The organism is Mycobacterium sp. ELW1 (assembly GCF_008329905.1).
GTDB lineage: Bacteria > Actinomycetota > Actinomycetes > Mycobacteriales > Mycobacteriaceae > Mycobacterium.
On sequence record NZ_CP032155.1, the window covers coordinates 3,917,989 to 3,937,310 of the forward strand.

General features: G+C 68.5%; 17 protein-coding genes. 5 read left to right on the forward strand and 12 right to left on the reverse strand.

From position 1 onward, the window contains the following. Positions 1-55: 55 nt before the first annotated feature. The 7 genes from D3H54_RS18595 to rimP all read right to left on the reverse strand — a co-directional run bounded on the left by D3H54_RS18595 (position 56) and on the right by rimP (position 7,943). Positions 56-1,054 (reverse strand): DHH family phosphoesterase, encoded by a 999-nt coding sequence (locus tag D3H54_RS18595; RefSeq protein ID WP_286198925.1) that lies wholly within the window; start codon positions 1,052-1,054, stop codon positions 56-58. Then, the gene (gene rbfA, locus D3H54_RS18600; RefSeq protein WP_149380303.1) at positions 1,029-1,562 is read right to left on the reverse strand and encodes a 30S ribosome-binding factor RbfA; all 534 of its coding nucleotides are present in this window, start codon (positions 1,560-1,562) and stop codon (positions 1,029-1,031) included. The genes D3H54_RS18595 and rbfA overlap by 26 nt, the downstream gene beginning before the upstream one ends. After that, the gene (gene infB / locus D3H54_RS18605) at positions 1,562-4,357 is read right to left on the reverse strand and encodes a translation initiation factor IF-2 (protein WP_149380304.1); all 2,796 of its coding nucleotides are present in this window, start codon (positions 4,355-4,357) and stop codon (positions 1,562-1,564) included. The genes rbfA and infB overlap by 1 nt, the downstream gene beginning before the upstream one ends. A gap of 80 nt (positions 4,358-4,437) precedes the next feature. Next, a complete protein-coding gene (locus tag D3H54_RS18610) occupies positions 4,438-4,821 on the reverse strand; it encodes a YlxR family protein (protein ID WP_149380305.1) in 384 nt (127 codons plus the stop codon). A gap of 49 nt (positions 4,822-4,870) precedes the next feature. Beyond that, entirely contained in the window at positions 4,871-6,277 is a 1,407-nt protein-coding gene (locus tag D3H54_RS18615; protein ID WP_168214907.1) for an NAD(P)-binding protein, read from the reverse strand. Between the two features lie 101 nt (positions 6,278-6,378). Next, positions 6,379-7,413 (reverse strand): transcription termination factor NusA, encoded by a 1,035-nt coding sequence (gene nusA / locus D3H54_RS18620; RefSeq protein ID WP_149380307.1) that lies wholly within the window; start codon positions 7,411-7,413, stop codon positions 6,379-6,381. Further along, complete coding sequence (gene rimP, locus D3H54_RS18625) at positions 7,410-7,943, reverse strand: ribosome maturation factor RimP (protein WP_149380308.1); 534 nt, start codon at positions 7,941-7,943, stop codon at positions 7,410-7,412. Before rimP ends, nusA begins: the two co-directional genes overlap by 4 nt. Positions 7,944-8,057: 114 nt before the next feature. On the opposite strand from rimP, the gene D3H54_RS18630 reads away from it, so the two are divergent. Both D3H54_RS18630 and D3H54_RS18635 read left to right on the forward strand, forming a co-directional pair. Beyond that, positions 8,058-8,588 (forward strand): hypothetical protein, encoded by a 531-nt coding sequence (locus D3H54_RS18630; protein WP_149380309.1) that lies wholly within the window; start codon positions 8,058-8,060, stop codon positions 8,586-8,588. Further along, the gene (locus D3H54_RS18635) at positions 8,585-9,082 is read left to right on the forward strand and encodes a ferritin-like domain-containing protein (RefSeq protein ID WP_149380310.1); all 498 of its coding nucleotides are present in this window, start codon (positions 8,585-8,587) and stop codon (positions 9,080-9,082) included. The genes D3H54_RS18630 and D3H54_RS18635 overlap by 4 nt, the downstream gene beginning before the upstream one ends. On the opposite strand, the gene D3H54_RS18640 is transcribed toward D3H54_RS18635, so the two are convergent. Both D3H54_RS18640 and D3H54_RS18645 read right to left on the reverse strand, forming a co-directional pair. Further along, a complete protein-coding gene (locus D3H54_RS18640; protein WP_149380311.1) occupies positions 9,083-10,828 on the reverse strand; it encodes a proline--tRNA ligase in 1,746 nt (581 codons plus the stop codon). Positions 10,829-10,884: 56 nt separating this feature from the next. Further along, positions 10,885-11,559 (reverse strand): 4a-hydroxytetrahydrobiopterin dehydratase family protein, encoded by a 675-nt coding sequence (locus D3H54_RS18645; RefSeq protein ID WP_286198926.1) that lies wholly within the window; start codon positions 11,557-11,559, stop codon positions 10,885-10,887. A gap of 114 nt (positions 11,560-11,673) precedes the next feature. On the opposite strand from D3H54_RS18645, the gene D3H54_RS18650 reads away from it, so the two are divergent. The 3 genes from D3H54_RS18650 to D3H54_RS18660 all read left to right on the forward strand — a co-directional run bounded on the left by D3H54_RS18650 (position 11,674) and on the right by D3H54_RS18660 (position 15,834). Further along, complete coding sequence (locus D3H54_RS18650) at positions 11,674-12,396, forward strand: ATP-binding cassette domain-containing protein (protein ID WP_286198927.1); 723 nt, start codon at positions 11,674-11,676, stop codon at positions 12,394-12,396. A 2-nt stretch (positions 12,397-12,398) separates the two neighbouring features. Beyond that, positions 12,399-14,405: a YhgE/Pip domain-containing protein gene (locus tag D3H54_RS18655; RefSeq protein ID WP_286198928.1), complete on the forward strand. Its 2,007-nt coding sequence runs from the start codon at positions 12,399-12,401 to the stop codon at positions 14,403-14,405. 94 nt (positions 14,406-14,499) lie between these two features. Beyond that, complete coding sequence (locus tag D3H54_RS18660) at positions 14,500-15,834, forward strand: purine-cytosine permease family protein (protein ID WP_149383620.1); 1,335 nt, start codon at positions 14,500-14,502, stop codon at positions 15,832-15,834. Here the strand turns inward: D3H54_RS18660 and D3H54_RS18665 are convergent. The 3 genes from D3H54_RS18665 to D3H54_RS18675 form a co-directional block, all read right to left on the reverse strand. After that, the gene (locus D3H54_RS18665) at positions 15,831-16,094 is read right to left on the reverse strand and encodes a hypothetical protein (RefSeq protein WP_149380313.1); all 264 of its coding nucleotides are present in this window, start codon (positions 16,092-16,094) and stop codon (positions 15,831-15,833) included. The two genes, D3H54_RS18660 and D3H54_RS18665, sit on opposite strands and share 4 nt — an antisense overlap. A 103-nt stretch (positions 16,095-16,197) precedes the next feature. Further along, positions 16,198-17,691 carry an MFS transporter gene (locus D3H54_RS18670; RefSeq protein WP_149380314.1) on the reverse strand — a complete coding sequence of 498 codons (1,494 nt, stop codon included), beginning with the start codon at positions 17,689-17,691 and terminating at the stop codon, positions 16,198-16,200. Between the two features lie 52 nt (positions 17,692-17,743). Then, positions 17,744-19,312, reverse strand: a complete 1,569-nt coding sequence (locus D3H54_RS18675) for an MFS transporter (protein ID WP_149380315.1) — start codon at positions 19,310-19,312, stop codon at positions 17,744-17,746. Positions 19,313-19,322: the final 10 nt, after the last annotated feature.

Below are 19,322 nucleotides of genomic sequence, written 5' to 3' on the forward strand. Positions count from 1 at the left end.
TCGCTACCAAAAGTGAAATTCGATGGTGCGGCAGCGGCGCCAGCCAAAACCAGACTCAGCCAAGGGCGGCGGTCAGCTGCGCCACCACGTCGTCGATCGGTCCGGCCGCGGAGTACCCGGCGGCCAACGTGTGCCCGCCGCCGCCGAAACCGCTGGCGACCGCCGCCAAGTCGAGGCTCTTGGCTCGCATCGACACCGACCAGTGCCCGGGTTCGATCTCCTTGAAGACCGCGGCGACCTCGGCTTCGTGCGTGGTGCGCACGATGTCGACGATGCTCTCGACCTCTTCGGAGCGGTTCTCCATCCACTCCTCGTGGGCGACCACCGCGTAGACCAACCCGCGCCCGCCTGCCGCCTCGGGCACCAGCTGCGCGCGGGACAAAACGCGCGACAGCAGAGGAAGCCACACGAACGGATGGGTGTCGAACAGCTCACGACTGATCGCGGCGTTGTCCACGCCGAGCTCGACCAGTCGGGCGGCCAGCCGCAACGCGCCCGGCGAAGCCCACCGGAACGAGCCCGTGTCGGTGGTCAGTCCTGCGTACAGGCACGACGCGACATCGCAGTCGATCGTCTTGCCCCACGCGTCGAGCAGCTCGGCCACCACCATGGTGGTCGAATCTGCCTTCGGATCAACAAGATTCACGCTGCCGAACAGGGTGTTGGACTTGTGGTGGTCGATGACGAGCACCGCGCAGCCGAGCTGAGTGAACTCCGACAGCGCGCCGAGCCGGTTCACGCTCGGGGCGTCGACCGTCACCACCAGATCGACGTCACGGCGCATCTCCCCGGGTGCCACCAGCAGGTGTCCACCGGGCAGCATGCGCAGCGATTCCGGCAGCGTCGACGGCGTCGCGAAACTCACTTCGACATCGACACCGTCACGCTCGAGAATCAACGCCAGCGCCAGCCCGGCCCCCACACTGTCGGCGTCGGGGTGGACGTGGCAGATGACGCTGACCGCGCCGGCGCCGCGCAGGACCTCGACGGCGCCGTGCGCGTCCACCCGCCGCGAGGGGCGGGTGATCTCAGTCGTCGAGTCGATCGCGGTCACCGGCGTCCTGGTCGTCCTGCGGGAGGGAAACGTTGTCATTGCCCGGGTCGCTGGGCTCCTGCCCAACGTCCCCCTCTTCTCCTACCACACGGTACGGCTGCGCGTCTCCCGCAGGAGTGGCCCCGGCCCGAATCCGGGCCACATCGGCATCAGCAGCCCGCGCCTTGGCGAGCAGCTCCTCCATCTTCTGCGCGGTGTCGGGCACCTTGTCCAGAACGAAGGACAGCGTCGGGGTGAACCGCACGCCGGTGCCCGCACCGACCTTGGTACGCAGTGTGCCTTTGGCGCGTTCGAGCGCCGCGGCCGCGCCCGCATAGTCCGGCTCGTCATCGAGGGTATTGCCGCGCACCGTGTAATAGACGGTGGCGTCGTGAAGGTCACCAGTCACCTTGGTGTCGGTGACCGTCACGAACGCCAGCGGCGGATCCTTGATCTCGAACTCGATGGCCGAGGCGACGATGGTGGCGATGCGCTTGGAGAGCCTGCGGGCCCTGCCAACATCAACCACTAGACGCGCTCCTTCTCGACCAGCTCGTAGGTCTCGATGACATCGCCTTCCTTGATGTCGGAGTACGTCAGCGTGAGACCGCATTCGTAACCCTCGCGCACCTCGGTGGCGTCGTCCTTCTCCCGCTTGAGCGAGGAGACCGTGAGGTTCTCGGCGATGACGACGTTGTCACGCAGCAACCGCGCCTTGGCGTTGCGCCGCATGATCCCGGACTGCACGAGGCAGCCGGCGATGTTGCCGACCTTCGACGACCGGAAGATCGCGCGGATCTCGGCGCGGCCGAGCTCCTTCTCCTCGTAGACCGGCTTGAGCATGCCCTTGAGCGCGCTCTGGATCTCGTCGATCGCCTGGTAGATCACCGAGTAGTACCGGATCTCCACACCCTCGCGGTTGGCCAGTTCGGTGGCCTTGCCCTCGGCGCGCACGTTGAACCCGATGATGATCGCGTCCGATGCCGACGCCAGGTTGACGTTGGTCTCGGTGACGCCACCGACACCGCGGTCGATGACGCGCAACTCCACCTCGTCGTCGATCTCGATGCCCAGCAAGGCTTCCTCGAGCGCCTCGACGGTGCCCGAGTTGTCGCCCTTGAGGATCAGGTTCAGCTGGCTGGTTTCCTTCAGTGCCGAATCCAGGTCTTCCAGGCTGATGCGCTTGCGAGTACGAGCGGCCAGTGCGTTGCGCTTGCGCGCGCTACGCCGGTCGGCGATCTGGCGTGCGATGCGATCCTCGTCGACAACCAGGAAGTTGTCGCCGGCACCTGGCACCGACGTGAAGCCGATGACCTGCACCGGTCGCGACGGCAACGCCTCGGTGACGTCCTCGCCGTGCTCGTCGACCATCCGGCGAACCCGGCCGTAGGCATCGCCGGCGACCACGGAGTCGCCGACCCGCAGCGTGCCGCGCTGGATCAGCACGGTCGCCACCGGGCCGCGGCCGCGGTCCAGGTGCGCCTCGATGGCCACACCCTGGGCTTCCATATCGGGGTTGGCCCGCAGGTCCAGTGCCGCGTCGGCGGTCAGCAGGACCGCCTCCTCCAGCGCCTCGATGTTGGTGCCGTTCTTGGCCGAGATGTCGACGAACATGGTGTCGCCACCGAAGTCCTCGGCAACCAGGTTGTACTCGGTGAGCTGGGCCCGGATCTTGGCCGGGTCGGCGCCCTCCTTGTCGATCTTGTTGACCGCGACCACGATCGGCACGTCAGCGGCCTGCGCGTGGTTGATGGCCTCCACCGTCTGCGGCATGACGCCGTCGTCGGCGGCGACCACCAGGATCGCGATGTCGGTGGCCTTCGCACCGCGCGCACGCATGGCGGTGAACGCCTCGTGACCCGGGGTGTCGATGAAGGTGATCGGGCGCACGACACCGTCGTGCTCGACGGTCACCTGGTAGGCACCGATGTGCTGAGTGATGCCGCCGGCCTCGCCCTCGCGGACGCTGGCCTTGCGGATCGTGTCCAGCAGTCGGGTCTTGCCGTGGTCGACGTGACCCATGACCGTGACCACCGGCGGACGGACCTCCAGGTCGCCCTCGTCGCCTTCGTCCTCGCCGTAGGTGAGGTCAAAGGACTCCAGCAGCTCGCGGTCCTCGTCTTCGGGCGACACGACCTGCACGACGTAGTTCATCTCGCCGCCGAGCAGCTCGAGCGTCTCGTCACCGACCGACTGCGTCGCGGTCACCATCTCACCGAGGTTGAACAGCGCCTGGACCAATGCGGCCGGGTTGGCGTCGATCTTCTCGGCGAAGTCGCTCAGCGACGCGCCGCGGGCCAGCCGGATCGTCTCGCCGTTGCCGTGCGGCAACCGCACGCCACCGACGACGGGCGCCTGCATGCTCTCGTACTCGGCGCGTTTGGCCCGCTTCGACTTGCGGCCACGACGCGGGGCACCGCCGGGACGGCCGAACGCGCCGGCCGCGCCACCGCGCTGACCGGGACGACCACCGCCACCACCGGGACCACCGCCACCGGGACGGCCTCTGAAACCGCCGGCAGCCGCGCCACCTCCGGCGCCACCGGCGCCGCCGGGACCGCCGGTGCGGTAGTTACCGCCACCGCCGCCGCCGGGACGACCACCGCCACCGGGGCCACCGCCGGGACGGGGACCGCCACCGGGACGCGGGGCACCGGGCCGACCGGGCGCACCGGGTCGGGCGCCGGGCGGACGAGGAGGCATGTTGCCGGGTGTGGCTCCACCCGGACGCGGCGCGCCGGGACGCGGGCCACCGGCACCGGGCCCGGGACGCGGGCCCTGGGGTCGCGGCGCGGGACGCTCGACCGGCTGAGCCGAGGAGAACGGGTTGTTGCCGACGCGCGGCGGCCGAGGCATGCCCGGCTTCGGTGCGGCCGGTCCCGGACGGGGACCGGGCGTCGGCCCGGGGCTGCTCGGCGCAGGTGCCGCGGGGGCGGCGGGGGCCGCCGAGGCCGCGGGTGCCGCCGGGGCTGCCGGCGCGGGGGGCGCCGGAGTCGGCGCAGCCGGGGCTGGGGCCGGAGCCGGAGCGGCCGGCTTGGGTGCCGGCGTCGCGGGCGGCGCGGTCGCGACAGCGCTATCGGAGACGGGGGCGGGCTTGGGTGCCGGCGCTCCGTTCCCGGCCGCGCTGGCCGGTGCGGCTTTCGCCGGGGCCTTGTCGGGCTTACCGCCGCCGAACGATTCCCTCAGCCGGCGTGCGACGGGGGCTTCCACCGTCGATGATGCGGATTTGACGAATTCGCCCTGATCGCTCAGTCGGGCGAGAACTTCCTTGCTGGTGACACCGAGTTCCTTGGCCAACTCGTGTACGCGGGCCTTACCTGCCACTACATCTCCTACTCAAGAGGCGACAGCGGTGGTAGGCCGCGCCTCGGGTTTAGCTACGACGCATGGTCATCGTCGGGACTTCACGGTGTGCTCATGTTCTTCGCTGCCTGTTCTCTTGCCGGGCTGGTCTGGCCCGTCGATTTCTCGACGTACTCGACCACCGCGGATGTATCCGGTGAACCGGTGATGCGCAACGCTCGGCCGAAAGCTCGCCGTCGGAACGCTGCCTGTAGGCACCGGTCGTCGGGGTGCAGCCACGCACCCCGCCCCGGGAGGTTACCTGCCTGATCAACGGTTAGGGCGCAATGGCCGTTCCCGTTCGACACAGCCACCACTCGGAGGAGATCGACGGCCAACTCTCGCTTCCGGCACCCGACACATGTCCGCACCGGACCTTCGGTACGTCGATGCGGTCTCTCGGGAGTCGGAGTCTCGCGCTGGATCACGGCACAGTCTACCGTCATCGCGGCGCCGCTCAGAACCACCCTTGCCTGGGCGATCCGAGTCCGGCCGTCAGCCCGCTTGCTCCTGATACCGCGAGTAACCGTCCCGCCCGACCACGCCCGCACAGTGGGCGGGCAAGGTGCCCACCCGGGTGCCCAGCTCCCTGGCCTGGTCGAGGTTGATGTAGATCCCGGCTCCCTGACGCCCCGTTGCGATGATCCCCTCGCCGAACCGGCGAAGCGCCGTGTCGAGCTCGCCGAACAGGTCGGCGGCGGCGTCGAAGTTGGAATACGCGTCGGCGGTCATCTCGGATCCGAGGAACTCGAAGGAACCCCCGTTGAGCAGGATCGACATGTCATTCGACGCGGTGGACCGGACGTCGAACATCTCCCCGGACGGCACGGCGTACTCCAGGCCGATGACGCCCGGCGGGCAGTTCAACGTCTTCCACTCGCCGTAGTTGTTGAACCGGTGCGCCCGCACGCCGGCGTCGTGGGTGTACAGCCACTGGTAGCCGTGCCAGGTCGGCGGCGCGTCCGGCAGTCGCACCACGCCGACGACGAGGTCTCGGCGTCCCGAGGCCTGCGAGATCGCCGTGGACAGCTCGGTCAGCCCCAGGCTTGCGGCCAGGTCATCAGGTCGCCCGGTCCAGATGATCCGGCCGCAGGACACGACATGTTCTCCGCCGGGCCCCGACACGGCGACGGTGAATCGTCCGTCCCCGGATCTGCTGATGGCAGCCACGGTGGAGTCGAACAGCCAGTCGACTTTCCTTCCCAGCGATGCGGCCAGGCGCGACCACAGGACTCCTGCCCCGCCGTGCGGGTAGATGAATTTGTCGGTCGGCTGATCGGGGCGCGTCGAGTCCCGCAGCCGCGGCAGCGCGGTGGCCAGTACCGAGGCGAGTCGCGGCGAGAGGATCCGCTGGGAGGCCCACGCCGCCGGAATGTTCTTCGGGTCGATCCCGAACACCTTCCGGGCGTGCGGGGCCATGAATTTCTCCGACAGGTACGGCCCATACCGGTTCTTGACCCAGTCGTCCAGGGTGTCGTCGGTGCGACCGGCCGGCGCCGTCAGCTTCCAGGCGATGAGTGAGGCTGCCCCGCGGGCACGCACTGACAGCGGCGCCGAATGGCGGAACTGCCGCCAGTCGAAGGGATAGCTGACGACGTAGCCTTCCCGCAGGATCCCGCTGTGCCGGTCGATGTCCGACATCGAGATACCGCCGAGCCGGTCGGCGAAGTCCAGCCACACCTGGCGCTGCTCCGGCGTCGCCGACAGCAGCCGGTGACCGCCGAGGTCGACGTCATGCCCGGCCACGGTCGCCGGACGGGCCAACCCGCCGACGTATCCGGTGCGCTCCACGACGGCCACCGAAGACCCGGCCGCCACACACGCATCGGCTGCCGTCAGGCCGGTCGGACCCGCTCCGGCGATGAGCACGTCGACGGACTGCGCAGCGCCGAGTTCAGCCAACGAATTCCCCCCTTTTGACGATGGTGCACCCACCAAATTGACGATGGTGTACCCACCAAACACCGATGCGGCTACATCAGCGGCTCAGCGCTCGGCTCGCGTCAGTGCTCCACGTCGTGCGACGCGGCAGGGTGCGGGTCCGCTTCCGGCGCCGCCGCGTCGCTGCGGATGTCGATGCGCCACCCGGTCAAGCGGGCGGCCAGTCGGGCGTTCTGCCCTTCCTTGCCGATCGCCAGCGACAGCTGGAAGTCGGGCACCACCACCCGCGCCGCGCGGGTGTTCGCATCGATCACGGAGACGGAGACGACCTTCGCCGGCGACAGTGCGTTGGCGACGAATCGCGCCGGGTCCTCGTCGAAGTCGATGATGTCGATCTTCTCGCCGGACAGTTCGCTCATCACGTTGCGCACCCGCTGGCCCATCGGGCCGATGCAGGCACCCTTCGCGTTGAGTCCCGGAACCTTCGAGTTGACGGCGATCTTGGACCGGTGTCCGGCCTCCCGAGCCACCGCGACGATCTCGACCGAGTTATCGGCGATCTCGGGCACCTCGAGAGAGAACAGCTTGCGAACCAGGTTCGGGTGGGTGCGCGACAGCGTGATAAGAGGTTCGCGCGCACCGCGGCTGACTCCGACGACGTAGCAGCGCAACCGGTCGCCGTGCTCGTAGGTTTCTCCGGGCACCTGCTCGGCGGCCGGGATGACACCTTCGGCGCCCTTGGTTTCACTGCCGAGCCGCACAACGACCAGGCCGCGTGCGTTCGCGCGGGCGTCGCGCTGGATGACACCGGCGACGATGTCGCCCTCGCGGGCGGAGAACTCCCCGTAGCTGCGCTCGTTCTCGGCGTCGCGGAATCGCTGCAGCATGACCTGGCGGGCCGTCGTCGCCGCCACCCGGCCGAATCCCTCTGGCGTGTCGTCCCATTCGCTGATCAGGTTGCCGTCGTCATCAGTCTCGCGCGCAATCACCTGCACCGCACCGCTTTTGCGGTCGATCTCGATGCGCGCGTCGGGCTGATGCCCCTCGGTGTGCCGGTAGGCGGTCAGCAACGCAGTCTTGATGGTGTCGAGCAACTCGTCGACCGAGATGCCGCGATCGATCTCGATCGCATGCAGGGCGGTCATGTCGATGTTCATGCTTCGGCCTCCGTTCCGGCTGCTCCCGCAAGTTCGAGCTCGCGTGGCTTTGGTGGTGAAAACTCAACTTGGACAACAGCTTTGACGATGTCAGCCAGCGGAACCCGGCGCACCGTCCAATCGTTGCGTTCGCGCACCACCAGGTCGACGGCGTCGTCGGACACCATGCCCAACCGGGCGGTGACTGTCGTTCCGTCGGCCAGTTCGGCGTCGACCAAGCGGGTGTGCGCACGGCGAAAATGCTTTTCGGCGGTCAACGGCCGGTCCACCCCGGGCGATGTGACTTCGAGAACGTAAGCGTCGTCGCCGCTGATCAGGTCGTCCAGCAGTGCCGCGGCCGAGCGGGACAGCGCGGCGACGGCGTCCAAGTCCAGCGGCTTGTCGCCGTCGGCGATGACGGTGATGCGCGGCGGCTGCGGGCGGCTGTCGATGAGGACGTCTTCGATTTCGTATCCGGCGCGCACGAACTCACCATCGAGTAGCTCGATCACCTGCTTCTGGGTTGGTAGCCCCGTAGAACGGCCAGCCACGGCGAGCTCCTCATCTTGAGTTGTCCTGATCAGCTGCGTCGGATGCAGGGCTCTCGAGAGAGCCAGCCCTCCACGATACGCCAGCACGGGGCGCCGCAATGGCAGGATGTTGGCGTGCTGAGCCGAGATCCCCGCCCGTTCGTCGGGATATCCCGACGACGAGTTCTCATCGACGGCGGCCGCGGGTTGGCGCTGCTCGCGGTGTTGGGCGCGGCGGCGACCGCCTGCGGAAACCCTGCGCCACCCGAGCCCGATCCGCTGGAGCAGCAGGCCGAGCTGGCCCGCCGTGACAGCGAACTGGCGGCCGCCGCGGCCAAGACTGCTCCCCCTGCGCTGGCGCCGGCATTGACCGAGCTGGCGGCCGAGCGCGGCACGCACGCCACGGTGCTGGCAGCCGAGGTCGCACGACTGTCCGGCAAACCGGAATCGACGACGAGTTCCACCGCTGCGACCACCACGTCGGCGCCCGGAGCGCCGGCGCCGACGGTGGGCGATGTGGTCGCCGCGCTGCGCAGCTCGGCGGACAGCGCCACCGCACTGGCGCCGACCCTGTCCGGGTACCGGGCCGGCCTGATCGGTTCGATCGCGGCGTCCTGCGTCGCCGGGTACACGGTGGCGCTTGCCGCCGGAAAGGCCGGGCAATGACGTCACCGACCTCACCGACATCTCCGACTCCGTCGACCACCCAGAATCCCGACCGCCCGTCCGATGCCGCCGCGGCGGCGCTGTTCGACGCGGTGGCCACCGAGCACGCGGCGATCTACGGGTACGGCATCGTGTCGGCCCACAGCTCCCCCGACGAGAACGACCTGGTCTCCGACGCGATGGCGCAGCACCGGGAGCGACGCGAAGCCGCCATCGCGATGCTGACCGGCCGTTCGGTCAAGGCCCCGGTGCCGGCCGCCGGATATCAGCTGCCGATGGCGGTGAACACCCCGACCGACGCGGGCAATCTCGCCATCCGCATGGAAGATGACTGCGCGACCGCCTGGCGTGCGGTGATCGAGCACGCGACGACCGATCAGGACCGCGTCTTCGGGGTCAGCGCGCTGACCGAGACAGCGGTTCTGACGGCACGCTGGAAGCAGGTGCTGGGTATCCGGCCGCTGACCGAGGCGTTCCCGGGCGGCACCGAGTAATCAGGACGCCAGCGTCGCCGCGATGTCTGCGACGGCACCGTCGGCAGCGACCTCGCGCTTCTCCCCGGTGAACCTGTTACGCAGCTCGACCACCCCGTCGGCCCAGCCACGCCCGACCACGACGATCCACGGCACCCCGAGCAGCTCGGCGTCCTTGAACTTCACCCCCGGCGAGGCGGTGCGGTCGTCGAGCAGCACCTCGATTCCCAGGCGATCCAGGTCGCGGGCCAACTCCTCGGCACCGGCGCGGGCCTGCGCGTCCTTGTTGGCGATCACCACGTGCACGTCGAACGGTGACACCGACGCCGGCCAGCGCAGCCCCAGTTCGTCGTGCTGCTGCTCGGCGATCACCGCGACCAGCCGGGACACCCCGACGCCGTAGGAACCCATCGTGAGCCGCACCGGCTTACCGTCCTCGCCGAGCACGTCGGCGGCGAAGGCGTCGGTGTACTTGCGGCCCAGCTGGAAGATGTGACCGATCTCGATGCCACGCGCCGACACCAGCGGTCCGGCACCGTCGGGCGACAGGTCGCCGTCGCGCACCTCGGCAGCCTCGATGGTGCCGTCGGCGACGAAATCGCGGCCGGCGACCAGGCCGACGACGTGCTTGCCGGTCTCATCGGCACCGGTGATCCACGCCGTCCCGTCCACCACCCGGGGATCCACCAGATAGCGAACTCCGTTGGCCAGCAAGCCTTTCGGGCCGATATACCCCTTCTTCAAGAACGGGTTCTTGGCGAAGTCGGCGTCGTCGAGCAGCGCGTATTCGGCGGGCTCCAGTGCGGCGCCGAGGCGCTTGTCGTCGACCTCGCGGTCACCGGGCACGCCGATGGCCAGCAGCTCCCAGTCGCCACCGGGCTCGCGGACCTTGAGCAGGACGTTCTTGAGGGTGTCGGCGGCGGTGACCTCCCGGCCGAGGCCGGCGGAGTTCGCCCAGTCGACCAGGGTGGCGATGGTCGGAGTGTCTCCGGTGTCGTGCACGGTCGGCTCCGGTAACCCGTCGAACGGCATCGCCTCGGGCACCGCGGTGACCACCGCCTCGACGTTGGCCGCGTACCCGGATTCCAGGCATCGGACAAAGGTGTCCTCGCCGATCTCGCTTTCGGCCAGGAATTCCTCGGAGGCCGAACCGCCCATCGCGCCGGACACCGCCGAGACGATCACATAGCGAATTGCCATGCGCTTGAACATGTTCTGGTATGCCTCGCGGTGCGCGTGGTACGCGGTCTTGAGGCCGTCGTCGTCGACGTCGAACGAGTACGAGTCCTTCATGATGAACTCGCGCCCGCGCAGGATCCCGGCCCGCGGGCGGGCCTCGTCGCGGTACTTGGTCTGGATCTGGAACATCAGCAGCGGGAAGTCCTTGTAGGAGCTGTACTCCCCCTTCACCGTCAGGGTGAAGAACTCTTCGTGGGTGGGCCCCAGCATGTAGTCGTTGCCGCGGCGGTCCTTGAGCCGGAACACCCCGTCGCCGTATTCGGTCCACCGGTTGGTGGTTTCGTAGGGCGCCTTCGGCAGCAGCGCCGGGAACAGGATCTCCTGGCCGCCGATCGCGACCATCTCCTCACGCACGATCTTCTCGATCTTGCGCAGCACCCGCAGGCCCAGCGGCAGCCAGGTGTACAGCCCCGGTCCCACCGGCCGGACGTAACCGGCGCGGATCAACAGTTTGTGGCTGGGCACTTCGGCGTCTGCTGGGTCGTCACGCAGGGTGCGCAAGAACAGCTCGGACATGCGGGTGATCACAGTGGGCAAGCCTAGCGATGAGCGCGTGCGCGACGAGCCGAGGACTCCGGTTGCCCTCAGTCGCGGCCCTGCCAGGTGCAGATGCAGGCTTCGTTGCCCTCGGGATCGGCCAGCACCCAGAACGCCGGCGCCTGGGCATCGGACAGAAGCGTTCCGCCCGCGGCGATCGCCGCGGCGATGCGCATCGACGCCATGTCGTGCGGCACGTCGATGTCGAGGTGGATGCGGTTGCGTTGTGGCCGCGGCGCGTCCATCTGCTGAAACCAGATCGCCGGACCGCGCCCGGCCGGGTCGATCAGACCGTCGGTCAGGTCCGACGGCCCGGCCTCGTCGACGTAGCCGGTGATCGCCTGCCAGAACGGCCGGACAGCGTCGATGTCCAGTGCATCGATGGCGATCTCGAGCGCCTGCACCGAGCCCGGCGAAAGGTGCAGGTCTCGTTCCGACAATGCCGATGAAATGGCTTGTGCCAGAGCGATATCCACATCCGTGACCGCCCCGACGGATGCCGACTGCAGCCGCACCACCACCCGATCGTCCCTGATGTCGATGCCCACGTGGCCCTGGCCACCCGCGCCGACAGCGGCCACCACCAGCGCGGCCGTCTCACCGGCGTCAGCCAGCGACGACACCGCCACCTCGGTGTAGATCGCCCCGAGCACCAGCCCCCAGCCCAGGCCGGTGACCGCGTCGGAGATTTCGTGGCGACTCGGTCGGTCCGACGGGCTCACAAAGGTCAGCCTAGCGATCTCGCCGGTCGCGCCCGCGGCATGCATAATTTCCCGCGCGCGCCACCGCCACGGCGTGTTCTGATGTGCGGGCACGCACGACGCGGGAGGTGCGCAGTGTTACCGGAACAGCCCGACAGCAACGACGACTCCGGTCCACCCGCTGTCGTCGCCCGTGGGATCAGGGTGCGTGGACCGTGGGGGCCGGTCTACGGTCCCGTCGACCTCGAGATCCCGGCCGGCGGCGCCAACGTCCTGATCTGTCCGGCGGGCTCGGGACGCACGGCGCTGCTGATGACGATTGCCGGACGGATGGCACCCCAGTCCGGCGAGCTGACCGTCTTCGGCGACAGCGACATCCGCAGCATCTTCGCCAAGTCCGCCCTCGCGGGGATCGACGAACTCGACACGGTTCCCGAGTCCGTCACCGTCCGCGATCTGATCACTGAACAATTGCGTTGGGACGCACGGTGGTATCGCCTCGTGCGCAAGGCCGACATGGCCGCACTGACCGCCATCTGCGCGCCGGTATTCGGTCCGCATCCGTTGCCTCCCCTCGACGAGTACTTCGAGGAGCTCTCCGAGCTCGACCGGCTGCTGCTTCGTATCGCCCTGGCCAACACCAAACGCCCGCCGTTGCTGGTCGTCGGCAACCTCGATTTCGTCACCAGCGACCTCAACCGGGACCTGCTCATCGAGCGGCTGGTCGACCTCGGCCGCGAACAGACTATCGTCACCGCGACGGTGAACGGGGTGACCGGCCACGACGTCCGGTCACAGATTCCGGTCGCCAACGCCGACCGCGCCGAATTGTCGGAATCCCAGAAAGGGACGGGTTGACCATGCTCGCCGGAATGTCACTGGGCACCGACCTCAAGCGATACTCCCGGGGCGTCCTGCCCCGCATCGCCCTGATCACCATCATCCTGATGCCGCTGCTGTACGGCGCGATGTATCTGTGGGCATTCTGGAACCCGTTCGCCGCGGTCGACAAGGTTCCCGCCGCCCTGGTCAACGAGGACCGCGGCGCCCAAGCTCAGGGCAAACCCCTGCGGGCCGGAGACCAGGTGGCCAAGGCGCTCAAGGATTCCGGCCAGCTGCAGCTGCACGAGACGTCGGCCGCCGACGCCGCCCGCGGACTCGCCGACGGCACCTACTACTTCACGATCACGATTCCGGCCGAATTCAGCGCCGACATCGCCTCGCCCTCCGGCAATGAGCCCACCCAGGCCAGCCTGAAGTTCACCTTCAACGACGCCAACAACTACCTCGGCTCGATCATCGGTCAAAACGCCGCGCGGGAGGTCATCAATCAGGTCAACTCCAGCGTCGGCGAACAGACTGTCGGCACGGTGCTGACCGGGCTCACCGACGCCGGCGCCGGCCTCAAGGCCGCTGCCGACGGCGCCGACCGGCTGGCGTCCGGATTGGACACCGCCGACGCCGGCGCCCATCAGCTCGCCGCCGGATCGACCACCCTGGCCACCAGCATGGCCACCGCTCGAGATGGTGCAGCCCAATTGGCCACCGGTACAAAGCAATTGAATGCTTCTGTCACCACGGCGACTGATCCGCTGGTGCACGTGCTGGAGCGGGTCGACGGGCTGGGACTGGATCCGGCCGAGGTCGGCGCGGTCGCCGAACACCTCAGCGGAGCGGTGCGCTCGACCTCCGACCGAATCGCGGCGTTGAACATCGACCAGCGGCAGGCCGCAGCCCTCGTCGATCAGGCGGTGGCCACGTTGTCGAACAATCCGGACCCCACGGTGCGCGATGTCGGGACAGTCCTCGCCGGCGCCCAGCGCCTGCTTCGGGCACAAGGTATCGATCCCGCGACCGACGACGGGCTCGCCCGACTGCGGGACAGCGCCGCCCAACTCGAAACCGAGCTGGGCGACCCCAAGAGCAAGTTGCGGACCTTCCTCACCGCGGCGGTCGACGGCACGCTGCGCGCTGATGTCCTGAAGCTGCGCAGCGGCGTCCAGCAGCTCGATTCCGGCACCCAGCGGCTCAGCGCGGGGCTGGTGGCTCTGACCGACGGCAGCCGTCAGCTGGCGGCGGGCGCACAGCGACTGGCCGACGGCACCGGCCAGTTACGTGACGGCAGTCAGGAGCTGGCCGGCAAGCTACGCGACGGCTCGACGCAGGTTCCGTCGTGGACGCCGCAGCAGCGCCAAGTGGTCGCCAAAACCGTTGCCTCCCCGGTGAATCTGGACATGGTCACGCACAACCCGGCGGCCACCTTCGGCACCGGATTCGCCCCGTTCTTCCTGCCGCTGGCGCTGTTCATCGGGGCGCTCATCATCTGGATGCTTCTGACGCCGTTGCAGTCCCGGCCGATCATCAACGGGCTCGGCGCGCTGCGCGTGGTACTGGCGTCGTACTGGCCCGCCCTTCTGGTCGCGGTGAGCCAGGTGTTGGTCATGTACGTCGTGGTGCACTACGGCGTCGGGCTGAAGGCCCGCTATCCGCTGGCGACGGTGGCGTTCCTGATCCTGGTCATCGCCGCATTCCTCGGCATCATCCAGGCGTTCAACGCCGTGTTCGGGGTGGCGGTCGGGCGCGTGGTCACGCTGGCGTTCCTGATGCTGCAGCTGGTGTCGGCCGGTGGCATCTATCCGGTGGAGACCACCGCCAAACCCTTCCAGGTGATCCACCCGGCAGACCCGATGACCTACGCCGTCAACGGTCTACGACAACTCATCAACGGTGGGATAGACCACCGATTGTGGATCGCGGTGGCGGTACTGTCCGGCGTCCTCGCCGCATCGCTGACGGCCACCGCCTGGGCCGCCCGGCGAAACCGCCAATACACGATGGAGCGGTTGCACCCACCCATCGAGGTGTGAGCCCGGCGGCCTCTAGGGTGGGTGAGTGACAACCGAATCGTCGCCCACAGGTTCTGCCGGGTCTTCGCTGGCCGCCCAGACGTACGCCGGCCGGATGCCGTCCCACGTCGGTGACATGGCAGTCGAAACCCACGGGATCGCCCCCATCCCGCCCGGCAACCGGTACGGCGGCGCGCGCCGGCTGTTCACCGTGTGGTTCGCCCCGCAGGTGAACATGACGGTGGTGTTCACCGGCACGCTGGCCGTGGTGCTCGGGCTGGGCTTCTGGCTGGGCCTGCTGGCGATGGTGATCGGCACGGTGATCGGCTCGCTGGCCGTCGCGTACCTGTCCACCTGGGGGCCTCGCACCGGTACCGCGCAACTTCCCAACGCGCGCATGGCATTTGGCGGCACCGTCGGCGTGGTGGCGGTGATCCAGTGGTTGTCGTCGATCGCCTGGGACGGCCTGGTCGGGTTGTTCGGCGGTGAGGCGCTCGCCGAACTTCTGGGCATGCCGTTCTGGTTGGCGGTGGTGATCGTGCTGGCGGCCCAGGGTGCGGTCGGCGTCTTCGGCTACGAGGTCATCCACCGGGTGCAGGCGGTGATGACGGTCGTGCTGATCGTTACGTTCGCGGTGTTCGCGTGGAAGCTGATCAGCGGTCATCAGGTGATCTCATTGCCCACCCTGGGCGGCGCGGACCTGGCCGGAGCATTCGCTCTGGAGGTCACCATCGCGCTGAGCCTGGCGATCTCGTGGGCCAGCTACGCCTCGGACTACAGCCGGTATCTGCCCGTCACCACCTCCCGCACGGCCGTGTTCGGCTACACCTTCGGCGGTCTGGCGGTGGCCTACATCGCCGTGCAGGCGATCGGGGTGGCCGCGGCGGGCACGCTCACCGACCAGACCGCGCAGGGCGTGCGCGACATCATGGGCGGCGGCGTGCTGGGCGCGGTGGCGCTGCTGGTGATCGCGCTGGGGTCGGTGGCCTCCAATGCGATGAACGACTACAGCGGCTCGCTGGCGTTGCAGACCGTCGGGGTGCGGGTGCGCCGGCCGGTGTCGGCGGTGGTGGTGGTGGTGATCGCGTTCGCGCTGATCATGTGGCTGCACTCCGGTGACCTGGCATCGCGCTTCCAGGGTGTGCTGTTGTTCGTCAGCTACTGGATTCCGGCGTTCGTGGCGATCGTGGCGATCGATTGGCGGTTCCGCAGCGCCGGTCGTGACGTCGTGAACCCGGCCGACGAGGTCACCCCCCGCACCGATGCGGTCGTCGCGTTGGCGGCGTTCTTCGTGGCGTTCGCGGCGGCGGTTCCGTTCATGCACACAAATCTGATCGTCGGCCCCGTGGCGACGGCCCTGCACGGCGCCGATCTGGCGTATTTCGTGAATTTCCTTGTCGCAGCAGCGGTTTACGGCGGCTATCGAATCTTAAGCGCGCGCAGGCCCTAGAGGTCGAAGCGGCGCTCCAGCGCGTCGAGGAGTCGACGCACCTCGTTGATCCGTGCGTTGAACCGTTGCAGGTCGTGACGCAGCCGGATCTCACTGTGATTGCTCCGCGCGGTCCGGATACGCGCGGCCTGGCTGCCGAGTTCGTCCAGCTCACGCAGCAGCATCTGCTCGAACACCCGCGCCTGCGCCTGATCGCCGGGATGTGCCGACCCGGCAGATCCGGCCCCGAGGTCCTCGTGCGAAACGGCCAACACGCTCATCGGCACAGCCTGGCCCGCGTTGGGCCCCGGGCAGTTACCGCGCCGTACCGGTCGGGTAAGCATCAGTTCACCCCGGCGCCGGCTGCGGTGTGAGGCGACGGTCCTAGAGCTCGCCGGCCTCGACGGCCTCACGGGTGTGCTGGGCGGCGGCGATGTCGCGGGTCGAGAACCCGATGCCCAGCGCGGCCACCCCCACCAGCACGGCGATGCCGGCCACCCACAGCAGCGAATACGTATAGCCCTGGCCCAGCGCATCGAGCTGGGCGGGCGTCATGTACTTGACCGGCCCCGTCGTCCCGCCCAGGTACAGCGTTCGCGACGTCTGCACCGCCTGGACGATCACCAGGACCAGCGGACCACCCAGGTTGAAGACCATCAACGTGACCGATGAGACGGGACCGATCTCGCGCGGTCCGACTCCGGCAAGCGTGCACAGCGGCAAGATCACCGAGATGATCCCGATGCCAAGACCACCGACGACGATCGGGACGAACAGGTCGGGGAAATACGGGATCGACCGATTCAACGTCGACCCGTAGAGCATCGCCGCCAGCACCAGCAGACCACCGCCCAGGATCACCCACCGCGGCGCGATCCGCAGCGCCAGTTTGGTGGCCGCGACATTGCCCACCACGAACGCCGCAGCGAACGGCATGAAGCAGATCCCCGCGCGCAACGGCGAGTAGCCGAGCACATCCTGGACCAGCAGGCCGATCATCACGCTCAGCGTGAGCATCACGCCGCCGGCCATGAAGTACGCCGCGAAAGACGCGACGCGGCTGCGATTGTCGAAGATCGAGAATGGCACCAGCGGGTTGTCGGCACCGCGCTCGACGATCAGGAACGAGATGAAGAACACCGCCGCGGCCACACCCGCCCCGATCACCCACGGATCAATCCAGCCGCGCGGCGGGCCCTGGGTGAAGACCAGCACGGCCGAGGTGCACGCCAGCGTGGCCAGCAGCGCGCCGGTGATGTCGAGCTTGAGTCTTTCGTGCCGGGTCTCCTCGAGCCGGGTCAGACCCACGACGATGATGAAGATTCCGATCGGGACATTGACCAGGAAGGCCAGCCGCCAGGACAGGCCGGTCACCGCACCGCCGGCGACGAGACCGAGCACCGACCCCAGGCCCTGCATGGCGGCCGAGACGGCGAGCGCCTGATTGCGGGCATGCCCGACGGCGTAGGTGGTGGCGATCAGCGCCAGGCCCGTCGGTGCGGCCACCGCGGCGCCCATCCCCTGCACGGCGCGCGCCACGATCAGCGTCCACTGGTCGTTGGCCAGACCGCAGGCCAGTGATGCGATGGTGAACACCCCGACGCCGGAGATGAATGCGCGTTTGTGGCCGACGGCGTCGCCGACACGACCACCGAGCAGCAGCAGGCCACCGAAGGCCAGCACGTAGGCGGTGATCACCCAGCTCTTGGAGGCATCCGACAGGCCGAGCTCGGCCTGCATCCGCGGCAGCGCGACGATCACGATCGTGCCGTCCAGCGTGGACATCAGCTGCATACCGGTGATCGCGACGATCGCCAGCCCCAGCACTCTGGAGGAAAGTGGTCTGGTGGTCGGCTGACGACCACTCACACCAGACATGGGTTACTACCCTACTGTCCGCCACGGCGGACGTTGGTGAACCCTCGCGGAGTTACAGCTCTCCGGCGTCGATCGCTTCCTTGACTTCCTGGGCGTGCGCGACCTGCTCAGCGGTGTAGCCGATGAACAGCGCGACGGCGCCGACGATCACCGCGACGGCGGCGACCCACAGCAAGCCGTAGGTGTAGCCCTGGTCCAGGGCGTGCAGCTGCACCTCGTTCATCTTCTTCACCGGACCGGTGGTGCCGCCCAAGTACAGGGTGCGCGAGGTGATCACGGCCTGGACGATGGCGAGCACGACGGGTCCGCCGAGGTTCTGCAGCATCAGCGCGATCGCCGACACAGGGCCGATCTGATCGAAGCCGACACCCGCGATGGCCGAGACGGTCAGCGGCACGACGATCATGCCGATGCCGAAGCCGCCGACGGTGATCGGCAGGACCAGGTTCGGGAAGTACGGGATACCGCCGTTGAGCGTGGAGCCGTAGAGCATCGCGGCCAGCACCAGCACACCACCGGCAATCACGAGGATCCGCGGCGGGAAGCGGGAAACCAACTGCGAGGATGCGCCGAGACCGATGCCGAGGGCGATCACGAACGGAATGAAGCCGATCCCGGCCTTCAGTGCGCTGTAGCCCATGATGTCCTGCACATACAGGCCGATCAGCACGGTCAGCGTGAACATCACGCCGCCGGCCAGGAACACTGCGGCGAAGGTGGCCAGCCGGTTGCGGTCGCGGAACAAGGTGAACGGCACCACGGGGTTGACCGCGCGCCGTTCGACGAACGCGAACGCGACGAAGGCCAGCACGGCCGCCACGCCGGAGGCCAGGGTGATGGGTGACTGCCAACCGTTCTCGGGCGCCTGGGCGAAGCCGAAGACCGCCGCGGTGCAGCCCACCGTGGCCAGCAGCGCGCCTGCGGCATCCATCTTCATGCGCTCGCGGTGGGTCTCGCGCAGGGTCCTTCGAGCCAGGTAGATCATCAGCAGGCCGATCGGCACGTTCACCAGGAACGCCAGCCGCCAGGACGCCTCGACCAGCGCGCCGCCGACCACCAGGCCCATCACCGAGCCGATGCCCGTCATCGCTGCGAACACCGCGGTCGCCGCGTTGCGCGCCGGGCCTTTCGGGAAGGTGGTGGCCACCAGGGCCAGCCCGGTCGGTGAGGCGATCGCGGCACCGACACCTTGGAGCAGCCGTGCGATCACCAGCGTCGCCTCGTCCCACGCGACACCGCACAGGACGGACGCGATAGTGAACAGCGCGACGCCGACGATGAAGGTGCGCTTGCGGCCGATGGTGTCGCCCAGTCGACCGCCGAGCAGCATCAGCCCGCCGAAGGTCAGCACATAGGCGGTGATGACCCAGCTACGGCCGGCATCGGACAGCGCCAGTTCGTCCTGGATCTTGGGCAGCGCGACGATCGCGACCGTACTGTCCATCGTGGCCAGCAGCTGCATGCCACCGATGGCGGTCACCGCGGCGAAGAACCGCCGAGACGGTAACCAGCTGGGGATGTACTTGTTGGTCTTCGCTAGAGCTGCCGGCTCGAGGCGCATAGGGACCGCGCGCTCAGAACTGTTGGCGGTCGCCCGCGCAGCGTCGTTGAGGGCCGTCATACCGAGCTAC